The 15,197-nt window shown below is 59.7% G+C and carries 16 protein-coding genes; 7 read left to right on the top strand and 9 right to left on the bottom strand.

Annotation, left to right across the window (positions count from 1 at the left end; translation table 11 throughout):
- Positions 1-3 precede the first annotated feature (3 nt).
- The 5 genes from AOC04_RS24155 to AOC04_RS10315 form a co-directional block, all read right to left on the bottom strand.
- Positions 4-222, bottom strand: coding sequence for a hypothetical protein (locus AOC04_RS24155; protein WP_237178903.1), 219 nt, complete (start codon positions 220-222; stop codon positions 4-6).
- 245 nt (positions 223-467) lie between these two features.
- Complete coding sequence (locus AOC04_RS10330; protein WP_060696926.1) at positions 468-869, bottom strand: hypothetical protein; 402 nt, start codon at positions 867-869, stop codon at positions 468-470.
- Positions 870-907: 38 nt separating this feature from the next.
- A complete protein-coding gene (locus AOC04_RS10325) occupies positions 908-1,543 on the bottom strand; it encodes a TetR/AcrR family transcriptional regulator (RefSeq protein WP_060693044.1) in 636 nt (211 codons plus the stop codon).
- 5 nt (positions 1,544-1,548) lie between these two features.
- Positions 1,549-3,960 (bottom strand): membrane-bound PQQ-dependent dehydrogenase, glucose/quinate/shikimate family, encoded by a 2,412-nt coding sequence (locus tag AOC04_RS10320; protein WP_060693042.1) that lies wholly within the window; start codon positions 3,958-3,960, stop codon positions 1,549-1,551.
- Between the two features lie 190 nt (positions 3,961-4,150).
- Positions 4,151-5,125, bottom strand: a complete 975-nt coding sequence (locus AOC04_RS10315) for a threonine dehydratase (protein WP_060693040.1) — start codon at positions 5,123-5,125, stop codon at positions 4,151-4,153.
- Between the two features lie 84 nt (positions 5,126-5,209).
- Here AOC04_RS10315 and AOC04_RS10310 point away from each other — a divergent pair, with 84 nt between their 5' ends.
- The 3 genes from AOC04_RS10310 (at position 5,210) to AOC04_RS10300 (ending at position 7,553) form a co-directional block, all read left to right on the top strand.
- Positions 5,210-6,625 (top strand): aminotransferase-like domain-containing protein, encoded by a 1,416-nt coding sequence (locus tag AOC04_RS10310; RefSeq protein ID WP_060693038.1) that lies wholly within the window; start codon positions 5,210-5,212, stop codon positions 6,623-6,625.
- Complete coding sequence (locus tag AOC04_RS10305) at positions 6,610-6,834, top strand: hypothetical protein (RefSeq protein ID WP_060693036.1); 225 nt, start codon at positions 6,610-6,612, stop codon at positions 6,832-6,834. The genes AOC04_RS10310 and AOC04_RS10305 overlap by 16 nt, the downstream gene beginning before the upstream one ends.
- A 116-nt stretch (positions 6,835-6,950) precedes the next feature.
- On the top strand, positions 6,951-7,553 hold the full coding sequence (locus tag AOC04_RS10300; protein ID WP_060693034.1) for a hypothetical protein: 603 nt from the start codon (positions 6,951-6,953) through the stop codon (positions 7,551-7,553).
- A 33-nt stretch (positions 7,554-7,586) separates the two neighbouring features.
- Here AOC04_RS10300 and AOC04_RS10295 read toward each other — a convergent pair whose 3' ends face one another.
- The 4 genes from AOC04_RS10295 to AOC04_RS10280 form a co-directional block, all read right to left on the bottom strand.
- Positions 7,587-8,261: an RES family NAD+ phosphorylase gene (locus AOC04_RS10295; RefSeq protein WP_060693032.1), complete on the bottom strand. Its 675-nt coding sequence runs from the start codon at positions 8,259-8,261 to the stop codon at positions 7,587-7,589.
- Positions 8,261-8,662, bottom strand: coding sequence for an MbcA/ParS/Xre antitoxin family protein (locus AOC04_RS10290; protein WP_060693030.1), 402 nt, complete (start codon positions 8,660-8,662; stop codon positions 8,261-8,263). Before AOC04_RS10290 ends, AOC04_RS10295 begins: the two co-directional genes overlap by 1 nt.
- A 115-nt stretch (positions 8,663-8,777) precedes the next feature.
- Positions 8,778-9,896, bottom strand: coding sequence for a DUF1615 domain-containing protein (locus AOC04_RS10285; RefSeq protein ID WP_073509135.1), 1,119 nt, complete (start codon positions 9,894-9,896; stop codon positions 8,778-8,780).
- A 41-nt stretch (positions 9,897-9,937) separates the two neighbouring features.
- Positions 9,938-10,279, bottom strand: coding sequence for an FKBP-type peptidyl-prolyl cis-trans isomerase (locus AOC04_RS10280; RefSeq protein ID WP_060693028.1), 342 nt, complete (start codon positions 10,277-10,279; stop codon positions 9,938-9,940).
- A gap of 348 nt (positions 10,280-10,627) precedes the next feature.
- Here AOC04_RS10280 and AOC04_RS10275 point away from each other — a divergent pair, with 348 nt between their 5' ends.
- The 4 genes from AOC04_RS10275 to AOC04_RS10260 all read left to right on the top strand — a co-directional run bounded on the left by AOC04_RS10275 (position 10,628) and on the right by AOC04_RS10260 (position 15,169).
- Complete coding sequence (locus tag AOC04_RS10275; protein ID WP_060693026.1) at positions 10,628-12,886, top strand: FepA family TonB-dependent siderophore receptor; 2,259 nt, start codon at positions 10,628-10,630, stop codon at positions 12,884-12,886.
- A gap of 120 nt (positions 12,887-13,006) precedes the next feature.
- Entirely contained in the window at positions 13,007-13,297 is a 291-nt protein-coding gene (locus tag AOC04_RS10270; protein WP_060693024.1) for a hypothetical protein, read from the top strand.
- Positions 13,294-14,844 carry a PepSY-associated TM helix domain-containing protein gene (locus AOC04_RS10265; protein ID WP_060693023.1) on the top strand — a complete coding sequence of 517 codons (1,551 nt, stop codon included), beginning with the start codon at positions 13,294-13,296 and terminating at the stop codon, positions 14,842-14,844. Before AOC04_RS10270 ends, AOC04_RS10265 begins: the two co-directional genes overlap by 4 nt.
- Positions 14,834-15,169 carry a DUF3325 domain-containing protein gene (locus AOC04_RS10260; RefSeq protein ID WP_060693021.1) on the top strand — a complete coding sequence of 112 codons (336 nt, stop codon included), beginning with the start codon at positions 14,834-14,836 and terminating at the stop codon, positions 15,167-15,169. The genes AOC04_RS10265 and AOC04_RS10260 overlap by 11 nt, the downstream gene beginning before the upstream one ends.
- Positions 15,170-15,197 lie beyond the last annotated feature (28 nt).

Here is a 15,197-nt window from a genome sequence, read left to right as displayed (position 1 = left end):
ACGTTAATCAACCTGAACAATAGACTCGACCACAAAGTATTTAAACCCGGCTTTGGCCAGGGCTTTTTTCGCTTCCTGTTCTGCATCGAACCGGCTCAGGGTCTTGGCATCGTGTACGAAGCGGGTTTCTTCGCCGTCGTACTCTTTGCTCACCTGCAAGGTCACGCGCAGCATCGGGCCACGGCGCTTGACCGGCACCTTTGACGGTTCCTTGGGCGACAACGGGGCAGCCTTTACCGGCACGGGCTCGGGTTTAACAATAACTGGGGGGGCGACAGGGGGCGTGGGTGTGTCAAGGCCGAGCGCTCTGCGCATTTCGTCCTCGGTGAATCCGGAGCTCATGTTAAGACTCTAATTAATTTAAAAGACGCGCTTATAGGGTGCTGCGAGAGTCATGGCAAGCTAATTCATTCAGCAGTTACCAAATAAAGTCTTTTTAGCCATCAAACACCCTTGCGAGGTGCGACTCAGGTGTCGCGCAGCAAGTCCTGACTGTCCAGCAGCTTGTAGGCAATTTCGGGGTGTTTTTCCAGGGCGCGGCGGATGGCAGCAGGGATCTCCTGGCGGGTTTTGCGGCAAAGACCGGGCTGTTCCAGCACCCGGATGCCGATGCCGCGCATGGTCCGCACTTCATTGAAACTGGGTTCGATGGCCACCCTGATGCCCAATTGCTGGTGCATGCGGCGTTGCATGTGTTCCAGCTCGCTGAGGCTCTGGATATTTTCCAGTCGCTCAAGCAGGACTTTTTCCGCCTGGCGGGTGAGGCCGAGGATACGCAGGTCGGTATCAGGCGCAGCCAACAGCTGTTCCCGCTCGCAAATGCAGGCGCCGGGAGGGCAGGGTGAGCGAACTGGCTGAGAAAGGGTCATCGGACTGAGCATAGCCACATTGCCTTGCCCCGTGTTGATCAGGGCGTTTTCAGGCGTTGGGTAACCAGTGTGATCAGTTCGTTGATCATCGGTTCAAATGCTTGGGCGGTGCAGGTTTGCCCGAGCATGACGGTGCGTGTCGTCAAATGGGAGAACAGTGCATCAAACAGAATGGGTGGCAGTTCGGAGAGGTACGTGTCGGCTGCAATCAGCCCGCGCTGGCGCTGTTGTTCCAGCAAACTGAAAATTGATTGATGCCAGACCCTGGGGCCATGCTCGTACCATGTCTGACCCACCTGTGGCACTTGCGCCGAGCCGTTGACCACCAGGCGGTAGAAGTCGACATGCCGGGGGCTGGTAACCACTGCCACCAGGTTCTGGAGAATCAATTGCAGGCCTTCAGTCAGCTCGACCCGTGAAGTGTCCAGTTGCTTGAACTCAAGGATGAAGTCTTCGCACAGGTACTCGACGACGGCCACCAGCAAGTCGGCCTTGCTCCCGAAATATCGGTAGATCGTGGCTTTGGAGCCGCCGGCGGCGGAGACGATGGCATCCATGCTGAGGCCATCGTAGCCCTGCTGCAAAAACAGTTCGCTTGCCGTGACTAACAGGTTGCGCCGTTTCTCCTCACTCCGGGTCGGGGTTGAAGTCGGTGAACGGTGCAACTGCGACATGGGGACTACTCTTTTTCGGGAAGCGCGTACGCTATCACGTAATCCCCGCGATCTGGAGACTGACGTGCTCCACCTGCGACTACCACCACATACTGGCGGCCGGTGTGCGGGGAGCGGTAGGTCATCGGTGTCGCTTGACCGCCCACCGGTAAACGGCCTTTCCAGACTTCCTGGCCGGTGGTCATATCCATGGCGCGCAAGTAGTAGTCCTGAGTTCCGGCATAAAACACCAGGCCGGAACCGGTAGTTGCGCCGCCGCCCAGGGTCGGCATGCCCAGCGGAATCGACAAGTTCGCCCGCACGCCATTGATTACAGCGTCTTCAACCGTGCCGGCCGGTCTTTCCCAGACTTTTTTCCGGGTGTTCAGGTCAATCGCGGCAAACACGCCCCAGGGTGGGCTTTGGCACGGGATACCCAGTGGCGAGTTGAAACTTTTGTGGTCAATGACAAATGGCGTGCCATCCATTGGATAGGTACTGCCAACGCCATGCCCGGACTTGAGATGTGTCAGGTCGACGTTTTCGCGGGGCACCAGCTTCACGACCTGCGGAATACGGATGTCGTTGACGAACAGGTAGCCGCTGGTCTCATCAATAGCAGCGCCGCCCCAGTTAAAACCGCCGTAGTAGCCCGGGTAAATCAGTGTGTCCTGGGTGCTGGGGGCCGTGAACTCGCCCTTGTAATTGAGCTTTTTGAAGTCGATGCGGCACATCAATTGATCGAAGAACGTCGCTCCCCACATGTCTTTTTCCGTCAGCTGACGGGCACCGAAGGTAGGCATGTCCACTGAATAGGGCTGGGTTTTGGCGACCCAGTCACCCGCAGCATGTTCCTGCGGCACAGGTTTTTCGACCACATCGGCAACAGGTTTGCCATTACGACGATCGAGCATGAAGATCTGACCGCGCTTGGTCAGCTGAATCAGTACCGGTATTGTTCCGCCGACACCGTCAGGTATGTCATACAAGGTGGGTTGCGACGCGACGTCGTAGTCCCAGATATCGTGGTGTACGGTCTGGAACGTCCAGCGCTCACGGCCGGTGGCCATATCCAGTGCAACCACGGCCGAGGAGTACTTCTCGGTCAGTTCAGGGCGATCGCCACCCCAGAAATCCGGCTGCTGATTGCCCGTTGGCAGATACACCAGGCCCAGTTCGTCATCGAACGCAGGAGTCGACCACATGTTCGGCGTACTGCGGGTATAGGTTTCGCCTTGGGGTGGCAGCTTGGTGATTGACGGTTTGCCCAGGTCCCAGGCCCACACCAGTTCACCGGTATCCGCGCTGAATGCTCGCACAACGCCCGATGGTTCATCGGTTGAGCGGCCATCGAATACCCAGCCACCGAGAATAATCAGGTTGCGCGAAACAGTCGGTGCAGAGGTATAGGCGTAGTAAGGGACGTTTTCCATGACCTGGCCCAGGCCGGTGGTCAGATCCACCGATCCCTTGTTACCGAAGTCCTCGCAAGGCTTGCCGGTTTCGGCATCGATTTCCAGCAGCCGCGCATCCATGGTCACTTGCACGATGCGTTTGGCGCAGCTGGAGCCTTGTGTCGTTGCTGCCGGCTTGAGGTCGGCAAAGGCATACGGCCGCTCGACTTTGGCCGGCTCGTAGTAGCTGACGCCGCGGCAACGGTTCCAGGTTTTGGTATTGGCCGGTTTGGGGTCGAACACCCAGCGCTGCTGACCGGAGTCTGCATCCAGCGCAATCACTTTGCTGGTCGGGGTGCAGGTGTACAGGGTATCGCCCACCTGAATCGGGGTGTTCTGGTACTCCGACGCGCCTTCGGCGATCTCGCCGGTACGATAGGTCCAGGCGACCTGCAACTGGTCCACGTTGTCCTTGTTGATTTGCGCATGTGGCGAGAAGCGGGTACCTGCCGGGTTGCTGCCGTAATGACTCCAGTCAGCGACAGTTTGATCGTCGCTGGCTTGCGGTTGCGCGACGGGCAGGGCTTTGCCTTGCATCACTCCGTGCGGGGTGAAGAGGGCGTTTGCACCCATCACCAGCACAGCGGCAAACGCGACTGCCGAGCAGTAACTCGCAACACGCTGGCGACCCCGGCTCAGCCACGGGTGCAGCAGCGAAGCCAGCAGACCTATGACCAGAAAGGGTGCCAGACGCGGCACCATCGGCCAGAAAGTGAAGCCTGCTTCCCATACTGACCAGATAACAGTGATTACAAAGACAATGGCGAAAACCGCGGTGGCTGCGGGTTTTACCCGTAGATACAGGACACCGCAAAGTACCAGTGCGAAACCCGCCAGCAGGTAGTACCAGGAGCCGCCGAGCATCACCAGTTGCGCGCCCTTGATCGCCAGGAACAGGCCGCTCAGTCCAAGCAGAATCCCGAAGACGGCCAGCAGCAGCTGTCTCCCTTTAGAGGCCGGGGCCTCTGGTTTAGCGTTGTTCATTACGTAGATCCCTGAAGCCGGCAGCCAAGGCCTTTACATGCACTGCGGGCGTAGGTTTTAGAATGGTACTGTACAGTACAGTTTTTATTCTGAGCCTGTTTTTGTCACAAATAAAGACAATTTGTCGCAGGGATGAAATTTTGTTTAAGGGCGTGGCCACGCCCTTGTCCCGTAACGAATGGGCTTGAACTCAGACAGTCGGGCTTGCCGAGTCTTCGTCGAGGATCCCGGCATACAACTGACGATCGATATTGGCGCCACTGAGAATCACCGCTACACGCCGCCCCTGCTGCAGTGCCTGTTCCTTGATCAGGCCAGCCAGCGCAGCGGCACCCGCACCCTCGGCCGTGTTGTGGGTGGTTTCATGGCACAGGCGCATGGCGCAGGCAATCTCCCGGTCTGACACGCGAATAACCCGTGCGGCGCCTTTGGCGATGATTGCCAGCGATTCGGGCAATGGCTGGCGGCAGGCCAGGCCATCGGCAAAGGTGTGTGCGGTATCGGTGCAGATAACCCTGCCTTGTTCAAAGCTTTGCGCAAAGGCATCGGCATGGCTCGACACCACACCGACGATCTCGGTCTTCAGCCCCAGCAGATCGCGGGTGCGGATCAGCCCGCAAATTCCCGAGCCCATGCCGATGGGTACATACACCGTATCCAGTTCACTCACGGCTTCGAATAACTCCAGGGCGTAGGTCGCCACTCCGCGAATCAGGTCGGGGTGGAAGGCCGGGACCAGATGCAAGCCATGGTTTTGTGCCAGGGCGGCGGCTTTGCTGCGGGCTTCGTCGAAGTCCTTGCCGCACTCGATCACGCAGGCGCCCATGGCGCGCATGGCGGCGTTTTTTTCCCGTGAATTGCCTTCGGGCACCACGATGCTGATCTTCAGCCCCATGCGGCTGGCGGCCAGCGCCAGGCTTTGCCCGTGATTGCCACGGGTAGCGGTCACCAGCCCCTTGATAGCGGGTTCGCGGGCAAGCAGGCCTTGCACATACAACAAGCCGCCACGCACTTTGAATGCGCCGGTGGGGGTGTGGTTTTCGTGCTTGACCCACACCGTGCAGCCCAAACGATCGGCCAGCACCGGCCAGGCCAGCTGCGGGGTAGGCGCCATGCTGCGATACACATCAGTCGCGGCGAGGCGAAGGGAGTTCAAATCAAACATGGCGCACCGTCATCAAGGGGTTTACTCGATTCTAGGCGCGCTGCATTGTATGGGCCGATCCTTATATTGCATGGCCAACAATAAATGTGGATACCTGACCTCGGCGATTCCCAACAACCGCGCTACCTGGCGCTGGTAGAGGCCATTGCCCGGGCCATTGCCTGTGGCGATCTCAAGCCGGGGGCACGCCTGCCACCGCAACGGCGGCTGGCCTGGGCCCTGGGCTGCAATCCCAGCACCACCATGCAGGCTTACCGCGAGGCTGCGCGCCGGCACCTGGTATCGGGGGAGGTCGGGCGCGGCACCTACGTGCTGGCGGGCAGTCAGGAGGCCACACTGTTTCGTTTGCAGCAGGTCGACGAGCAGGCTGCCCGGATTGATTTGCGAACCAATGTCCCGGCCATTGATCACATCGGCCAAAGCGATGCGCAGGCGTTGTCGGGCTTGCTCGCGACCGGCCAGGCAATTCGCTTGCAAAGTTATCTGAGTGCCGCGGACTTGCTCCGGGCGCGGGTGCTGGGTGCGCTGTGGCTCAAGGGTCGGGGCCTGGAGCTGGCAGTAGAAAACATCATGCTCTGCACCGGTGCCCAGCAAGGCCTATTCACGGTGTTGCTGTCGTTATGCCAGGCCGGCGAGCCGGTACTGGTTGAAGCCTTTACCGCGCCGGGCATCAAGGCCGCCTGCGCGCAGTTGCGGTTGCCCATGCACGGCGTGGCGATGGATCGCCAGGGCATTGTGCCGGAGGATTTTGACCGCATGATCCGCGCCACGGGCGCCAGAATTGCAGTGCTCACGCCGACCCTGCAAAACCCGACTTCAGCGCTGATGGGGGTCGAGCGCAAACAGGAGATTGCCCGGATCGCCCGGCGCCATGGGGTCTGGGTGGTCGAAGACGATGTCTACGGAGCGCTGACCGACAGCCCCCCGCTGTACCGCTATTTGCCGGATTTCGGGGTGCTGGTGAGCAGTTTGTCCAAAACCGTCGCGGCGGGCGTGCGGCTGGGCTGGATCGCTGCAAGCGCGCAACTGCTGGCGCGTATTGACCCCCATGCACAGTCCGCGCACTGGGGGGTTGCGCCGCTGTGCGTGGCCATTGCCTGCCAGTGGATCAGCGATGGAACGGCCCATGAGCGTGCGCAGTGGCAAACCCTTGAAGTGGCCCGGCGCTGGCGTCTGGCGAAAAAACTGCTGGGTGCGGGCATGTCCCCGTCCGACACCCCGTCGCCGCATATCTGGCTCAGCGTTGCCGAGGGCGATGTGTCGCTGGCCGAGGCCTGTCGTGCCGCTGGAGTGGATGCAGTGCCTGCGGAGGTATTTGCGGTGAAATCCACCACCCTCAATGCACTGCGCATCAGCCTGACAGCTGCCGAAAGTGCCCAGACCCTGAAAGTGGCACTGGAGCGTATCGCCGGTATCATCCGCCAGCAAAATAACCGGCAGAAGCGGGCTAGCGACCACAGTACCGACACCGACCAAGGACATTTATGCGCAGAGAAATAGGCTACTGGCACCGCGAAGGCCGCGAGTTGTTTTACTACCTGGAATTCAGGCCCGAAACGGCCGAGTTCTACCTGACCTGTGAACACACCCCCGGCGAAGGCCCCGGCAGTACGCGTTCGGTGTTACTCAGCGAGGCCCGCGGCGAGCGTTATTACGAAGACGCGTTGCTGATTATCAAGGAGGAGTTGTTCAAGCAATACACCGTGTGAACTGACCCCAGGTGTTGAACACCCATTCATAGGTTCCCTTCAAGGCAACGAGTACCGATAATGCCGCCGGCCTGGCAGACGCCGGGTAAGGAAATAGCGACTCAAAGGAGCTGTAGATGCGCGTGTTATATGTTTTTGCCTTGTTGGGCACCCTGTTGTTGACCGGCTGCGCCGGCAACCCGATGACTCCTGTGGCCGACCAGACGCTGCCAGACGTTGCCCCGGACATGGCGCAAGTGGTCTTTATGCGCGATGCCTTTACCGGTAAAGCGATTACCTCGTCGCTGTATGACGTGACGGATGGCAAGACCCAATTCATTGGGGTCATGGCCAACGGTACGAAAATCGCGCACCCGGTCACCGCGGGCAAACACACCTTTATGGTGGTGTCCGAGGCGGCTGACTTTATGGAAGCTGACCTGGTGGCCGGCAAAACCTACTACGCGCTGGTAACGCCGCGTATGGGTTTCTGGAAAGCCCGTTTCTCTCTGTGGCCGGTCAGCAACGACCCGGATGCGTCCCACAGTCTGAAGTCGAAAAACTTCCAGGGCTGGGTTGAAGACACCGACCTGGTGATCAACTCGCCCAAGTCCCTGGCCTGGTACGAGCGGGTCAAGGCCAGCGTTGAGAAAAAACGTGCCGAGTACTGGCCGGTATGGCAGGAAAAGAGCGCCGAAGCTGTTGCCGAGCGCACCCTTAAGCCTGGCGATGGCTTGTAAGTGAATACGCCGGGGTGACGTCACCCCGGCGGTTTAAAACACCACCTCGCTGACCTGCAATACCCAGGCGATCGCCTGCTTCCTCTCATCCCACACATAGCGAAAATGCGGACCCTGCACCGGCAACGTCAGTGCGGGCGGGCGAAACGCTGCCACGCATTCATGGCCCTCGAGGCGCACGCTGTTGTACAGCAAGCCCCAGGCACCTTCTTCACGCAATGGGCGGGCAAAGGCCTGGGAGATGCCATAACTGGCAGGGGAGGGCTGATGCAGGGAGGGTTCTGCGCGCACGTCGATCATTGGCCGACACACCGTGTTGATGTAAGTGCGCAGGGTGATTTCAATGCTGGCTTCCTGAGTAGCACGCCAGAATTGCTCCTGATGAAAGCAGGTCTCGGCGATCGCTGCTTCGACACTGCTGGCGCAGTAATACACCCCGTAGCTGCCATCGGTAAAACGACTGGCCCGGCCAATATGGGTAAAGGCCGCCATCACCGGGGTTGATCCTTGGCCAGACAGCCGGTCTTCAGGCCTGACCCGTGCGAGCAGGCCGGCTTCATCGCGCAGCCGGTCATTGGTCAGCCCTTCCAGGGCATAGGCCAGTTCGAGGTCTGCCGGGTCGAGGGTGTCTTCAAACACCGAGATCGGCGGGAACGCACTATTGATGATGCGCCAGGCCTTGTCCCAACCGGGTAAAACGCCGGGCATCAGCCGCGGACCCCGTCCAGATAGCGACGTACGTCAGCCAGGTCGACAACCTGACCGCCGAGCATGTAGCTCAAGGCCGTCTGGCCATTGAACGGTGCCGCGGTATTGGGCTTGTGGACCCACTCATAGGCCCGTTCAGGCTGGTTGCTGAACAGGATGCGCAACGCTTTGTGCACCCCCATGAGGTACGAAATGCGCTCCAGGGTGTCGTGGGGCAACCGCACATTGGGCAGCTTTTTGTATTTGAAATAGGTGGTATTGCCGATGGCCCCCAGCAGCGTGCATTGCTGCTCCTTGCTGCAACCCCAGTGTTCCATGAGGTTGAAGAAAAAGGTCAGGGCGACGCGCCCGGCATCACCGGTCGTGATATCGGGCTCTATGTTTCTGGCGGCGAGACCCATGGCGTTCTCCTTGCGATAAGGTAATTATTACCTTACTCCGCATCTGTACATTTTCAACTATTTTGTTCGTAAGCGAATAGGTTTGTGCAGTCACTGCGGCAGGCTGCGCCAAGAATTACAAAGCCATTGGGGATTTCAATGTGCTGGCCCGGCTCATGCAACGCTGACGACGTTCATCCACGCGCTTGGCGAACCAGGCCGTGGTCAGGTTGCGGGTGATTTTCGGGCTTTGCAGGGTAATGCCCGGCAGCACGGCGCGGGGCAGCGGCTTGCCTTGCTGGCGGTCAGCCAGCGCAAACACCTTGCGGTACACATCGGTCTGGTCAAACTCCAGACGGTCGCCCTTTAACAGCTGGTTTCTGATGGCGTTATCACTGAGGTTCAGCTGCTTGCCCAGTGCGCGCACCGCCCGCTCGGTTGAGCCCAGGGCATAGGATCCAGGAATGGTCAGATCACCATCCAGGGTCAGAGGTATGCCGGAAACCTGGCTCACAGCATTTTGAAAAGCGGCATTGCGACTGGCGTACCAGCCGGCATTAAAGTCGGCGAAACGGTACAGCGATTGTGTGTAGTCGACCGGGTAGCCCAGCAAGTGGGCGATACCGAAATACATGCCGCCACGGCGGGTGAACACTTCCTGTCGGATTGTGCCTGCTACCGGGTACGGATAATCGCGCGCCTGCTTTTGTGCAAAGGCAATGCTCACCTGCATCGGGCCGCCGGTGTGCACCGGGTTCAAATTACCGAACAGGCTTTTACCCAGCGGTACCATGCCAATGAAATCATCAAAAATGGCACTTAACTCGCCTTCGGTACGGGCCGCATCGAGCCGCTGATTATAGGTTTTGCCAGTTGGCGAACTGATGCTCAGTGCACTGCGCACCACGAATTCGGGGATATGCAGTTTGCCGGCCCGGCGGTTGATTTCAGTGCGGGCGATTTTGGCCAGGCCCGGCACCGGCGGGTCGGCCTGAAAGTTGGATTCCTGCTCAGTGACGGCCAGCACCGAACACAGGTTTTCATCCGTCGGGGCAAGGCCCTGGGCAGAAAACGCGGCATGAATGTCAGTGGCCCAGCCCTGGCGATCGGCAATCCTGGCCGGCAGCAATTGCACGATCCTGGCGCGTACTTGCTCCGGGGTCTGGCCGGGTACAGTGCGGCTGCTCTGGCTGCTGCAACCGGCCACCACTGCTAACGGAACAAGCAGCAAAAGCCGCAGGAAAAATCGATTCAACAGGGTTTAACTCCTCAAAAATTTTGGCCAGGGCGCGTGGCTTAATCGTCCCGGGTAAGGACTTCCAGCAGTTGGATCTCGAACCTGAGGTTGGAGTTCGGCGTGATGTGCGCGCCCATGCTTCTCTCACCATAGGCCAGGTGTGCCGGAACCTGCAGGGTACGCGTACCGCCGACCTGCATGCCCATCAGACCGATGTCCCAGCCTTTGATGACGCGCCCGGTACCAATCACGCACTGGAACGGTTTGCCGCGTTCGAACGATGAGTCGAACACCGTGCCGTCTTCGAGCCAGCCGGTGTACTGGGTGGTGATCAGGGCACCCTTGACCACGGCTTTGCCTTCGCCCTGTACCAGGTCATTGATCTTTAGTTCGTCAGTCATGATGCGGGCTCAAAAAAGTGTGCAAGGGCAACAGTTTACCCTGCAGGAGCGAGCTTGCCTGTGATCCTTTTTCCACGGCGGTGCGCAATATTGAAGCGCCAGAGCCTGTGGATTCAGCCGGCAATTTAAAATTTTTTACTCGGCAAAGCCTCTAAAACACAGGTCCCGGGGAACTTTGTAACGAGTATCACTATCAAATGCGCTTTACTCTTAAATGAGAGTGTTTATCATTACAGCCCTTGCAGTGGCGGGGATAGCTAAATGCCGAGGGGTCCTTCCGGAGCCGTTCGCAGCGATTCCAGCCTTAAGTCTGCTGAGCACACTCCATTGTTAAGGGATCAACTGGACATGTCGTCTCGATTCAAACGCAGTCAATTTTCTTTGGCCATTGTGGCCGCACTTGCTTCGCCAACCTTGCTCGCCGACGTGCTGGAGCGTGATCGCGACGAGGTGCCGATCGAAGCCGGCGACCTGCCGGTAGAGGGCACCAAACAAGCGCTGCAACTTGAAGAAACCCGCGTTTTGGGCACCGCTGCTCAAGAGTTGAAGCAGGCGCCGGGGGTCTCGATCATCACCGCAGAGGACATCAAAAAGCGTCCTCCGGCCAACGATCTCTCCGACATCATCCGCCGTGAGCCCGGGGTCAACCTCACCGGTAACAGCTCCAGCGGTAGTCGCGGTAACAACCGCCAGATCGACCTGCGCGGCATGGGCCCGGAAAACACCCTGATCCTGATTGACGGCAAGCCGTCTTCTTCGCGAAACGCCCAGCGCTATGGCTGGAGCGGCGACCGTGATACCCGCGGCGAAACCAACTGGGTTCCGGCCGAAGAAGTCGAGCGTATCGAAATCCTGCGTGGCCCGGCAGCTGCCCGCTACGGTTCGGGCGCCATGGGCGGGGTGGTCAACATCATCACCAAGCGCCCGTCCAGCAAACTCAGCGGCTCGCTCACGGCGTATTACTTGTCCCCTGAGGACGATGCCGAAGGTGTCAGCAAGCGCACCAACTTCAACCTCAGTGGCCCGATCACCGATGATCTGGTGTTTCGTGTCTACGGCGGCGTAAACAAGACCGACGCCGACGATCCTGGCATCAACACCGCAGCCCAGGCCTCGCCTGACAGCGTGGTGGCGGGGCGCGAAGGCGTGCGCAACAAGGACGTCAACGGCTTGCTCAGCTGGCAGTTCACCCCGGAACAAAGCCTGGACCTGGAAGCCAGCTACAGCCGCCAGGGCAATATCTTTGCCGGTGACACCATGCTCAACAGCGGTGGTGACTTCGTTAACAGCCTCACGGGCAAAGAAACCAGCGTGCTGCAGCGCAGCACCTTTTCGGCGACCCACAATGGCTCGTTTGACTGGGGCTCAACCACCGCGTCGCTGACCCATGACCTGACCCGTAACGCTCGCCTTAACGAAGGTCTGGCCGGTTATGGTGAGGGCGCCCCGTCGCAAAGCGCCGGCCGGTTTGAATCACGCCTGCGCAATACCCGCGCCACCGGCGAAGTGAACTTGCCGCTGACCATGGGCACGGCCCAGGTCCTGACATTGGGTGGCGAATACCTCTACGAATCGCTGAATGATCCAGGCTCGTTGCGTCCCCAGAGCTGGGACCCGGGTGCCAACGGCGATGCCGCGATTCCCGGCCAGGACCGTACCCAGACCAAAACCACTGCCAACAGCTATGCGTTCTACGTTGAGGACAACATTGAAGTCGGCGCCAAAACCATCGTCACCCCGGGCGTACGTTTCGATCACCACAATGAGTTTGGTGGCAACTGGAGCCCGAGCCTGAACGCGTCGCACCAGATCACTGACGAGCTGAGCATCAAGGGCGGTATCGCCCGGGCTTACAAAACCCCGAATCTGTACCAGTCCAACCCCAACTACCTGCTGTACAGCCGGGGTAACGGTTGTAGCGTGGTCGAGGCCAACATCGGGGGCTGCTACCTGGTGGGCAACCCGGACCTGAAGCCGGAAATCAGTGTCAACAAAGAGATTGGCCTGGCGTTCGACAAGGGCACGTGGCGCACCAGCGCGACGTATTTCCGTAACGACTACCAGAACAAAATCAATGCCAGCAACGAGTCGGCGTTCCGCCTGCCCAACGGGCGTCGCGTCCTGCAATGGGAAAACAGTGGCAAGGCCATCGTCCAAGGGGTCGAAGGCAACTTGTTCGTCAACTTGCGCGAGGATCTGGACTGGAACACCAACCTGACCTACATGATCGAAAGCAAGGACAAGCAAACCGGCGACCCGCTGAGCATCATCCCCAAGTACACGCTCAACACCACGCTGGACTGGTACGCCACCGAAGCGCTGTCGTTCCAGGTCAGCGGCACTTACTACGGCAAGCAGGAAGCGCCCAAGCGCAACAACCGCGCCAACGAAGAACTCGACAAGTCAGTCCAGCAACCGGTTGATCCGTATGGTCTGGTGGGGTTGAGCAGCGGCTATGAATTCAACAAAAACTTCAGCGTGCGGGTGGGCATCAACAACCTGTTCGACAAGCAGTTGTACCGCAAGGGCAACGCTGACGAAGCCGGTGCACAAACCTACAACGAGGCAGGCCGTGCCTACTTCGCATCGGTGACCAGCTCGTTCTGATAACAACCCTGGCCTGTTCGTTAAGCACAGGCATTAACAGGCGCGACACCCACGCGGGTGCCGCGCCGTTGTCGCATCTGATGCCGGTGAAAACCCGGGGTTCGATGAAGGATTAAAAGCATGAACATCACAACGTCGGCCTGGGTGCCGATCCTGTCTCGCACGCTGGCGGCACTGGTCGGCGGCTACGTCTTTACCTATGCCTTTACTGCGGCACTGGCGCGCCTGTTGCCGCTGGATAACGTGGACTCGATGATCGTCGCCAGCCTGCTGTCGTTTGTGATCTACACCTTTGCCATCCTGTGGGCCTTTGCTGCCCGCCATCAATGGTCGGCCTGGATGGGCGCAGCGCTGGCGGCGCCCCTGGGCGCAATCGGGTTTTGGCCACAACTGCTGGAGCACCTGGGATGAAACAGACCCTGACCCAATCCATGGCCTGGTTGCACACCTGGGGCGGCCTGGTCGTTGGCTGGTTACTGTTCGTAATCTTCCTGACCGGCAGCCTCGCGGTGTTCGATCAGGAGATTGATAACTGGATGCACCCCGAACTGCCCGCACATCACCTGAGCAATGAACAGGCGGTGGACACCGCGCTGAATTATTTGCGCGCCCACAAGCCCGACGCCAAACAGTGGGGCATCAGCTTGCCCTACGAACGCTCTCCCGAGTTGCAGGCCTCCACGGGCGGGCGACGGGACGGCGTATCAGTGACCCTCGATCCTGCGACCGGCGAGGTACTGCCGGTGCGTGAAACGGTGGGTGGCCGGTTTTTCTTCCTGTTTCACTTCACCTTGCATATGCCTGGCCTGCTGGGGATCTATCTGGTGGGGGCTCTGGCGATGGGCATGCTGGCGGCGCTGGTCAGCGGGATCGTGATTCACAAAAAATTCTTCAAGGAGTTCTTCACCTTCCGCCCGGCCAAGGGCCAGCGTTCGTGGCTCGACGCGCACAACGCCAGTGCCGTGCTGTTGTTGCCGTTCCATTTGATGATCACCTACAGCGGGCTGGCGATTTTTCTGGTGATTTATATGCCTGCTGCCATGGACGCCCTGTTTGATGGCAATCGCGAAGCCTTCTTCAAGGCACAGGACCCGGCACCTGCGGCCCTGGAAATAGAGCGCCCGCAAGCGGCAGGGCCCGCGCCGCTGGTGGCTGTCGGGCCGTTGCTGGCCAAGGCCCGCGAGGTGATGGGGCCCTTGAGCGGGGTCAACATTACCAACCCCGGGCAGAGCAACGCGCAGATCCAGATTCGGCCGATTCTGGGCAACCGGATTGCCCTGACCAAAGGCCAGGGCATGCGCTTTGACGGGGTCACCGGCGAGCAGTTGTCGGGGCCGACCGAAATGCGTTCTACGGTGCTTACCCATCGGGTGATTTCCGGCTTACACTTCGCCCAGTTTGGCGGCTACCCGATGCGTTGGCTGTACTTCGTTTGCGGGTTGATCAGCAGCGCCATGATCGCCAGCGGCCTGGTGCTGTTTACCGTCAAGCGCCGGCGTAAATATGCCAGTGAAAGCCGGGCAGGGCAGGTGTTCTATCGCCTGGTCGAGGCCATCAACGTCACGGTCATGGCCGGTTTGAGCCTGGCCTGCATCAGCTTGCTGTGGGGCAATCACCTGTTACCGGTGGCGCTCAAGGAGCGGGCAGATGCGGAGCTGAACGTATTCTTCGGGGTATGGGCGTTGAGTCTGGTGCATGCCTTGCTCAGACCGCGCATGCAGGCCTGGCGTGAGCAACTGGGGCTGGCCGGGCTGATGTGCCTGGGCTTGCCGTTACTGAGCATGTTTACAGTTGACCGGCCATGGGCGCTGCACAGCCGCATGGGCGTCGAACTGACAGCCCTGGTGCTGGGGGCCATATTGCTGTGGGCGTGCTGGAAGGTTTCGCAACCGGTGGTGGAGCGGGTACCGCGTAAAAAGACGGCTGCCATGGTCGAGGTGAATTCAAATGCTGGCTGATTTTTTTGCGGGATGGGCATTCGCCTACCTGGGCATGCTCGCGTTGTGTCAGGGGCTGGAGCGTCACTACAAACAGCTGTGGCACAAAGTCCCCCCGGTCAGCTTGCGCCACAGCTTGCGTGCGGCTGGCTGGTTGAGCCTGGGGCTGAGCCTGTACTTTTGCGCGCAAGCCTGGGGCTGGGCCATGGGCCCCGTTGGCTGGTTCGGCATGCTTTCGTTGAGTGGGTTCGGGCTATTGATGCTGCTGCCTTATCGGCCACGGCTGGCGGTATGGCTGCCACTGGGTATCGCCCCCGTGTGGGCCATGATCACAACCCTGACCTGACCCCCCTGTAGGAGCGAGCTCTTCGTTG

The organism is Pseudomonas versuta, from assembly GCF_001294575.1.
Classification (GTDB): domain Bacteria; phylum Pseudomonadota; class Gammaproteobacteria; order Pseudomonadales; family Pseudomonadaceae; genus Aquipseudomonas; species Aquipseudomonas versuta.
Note: the sequence above shows the minus strand (reverse complement) of the source record. Positions and strands in the feature narration are given on the sequence as shown.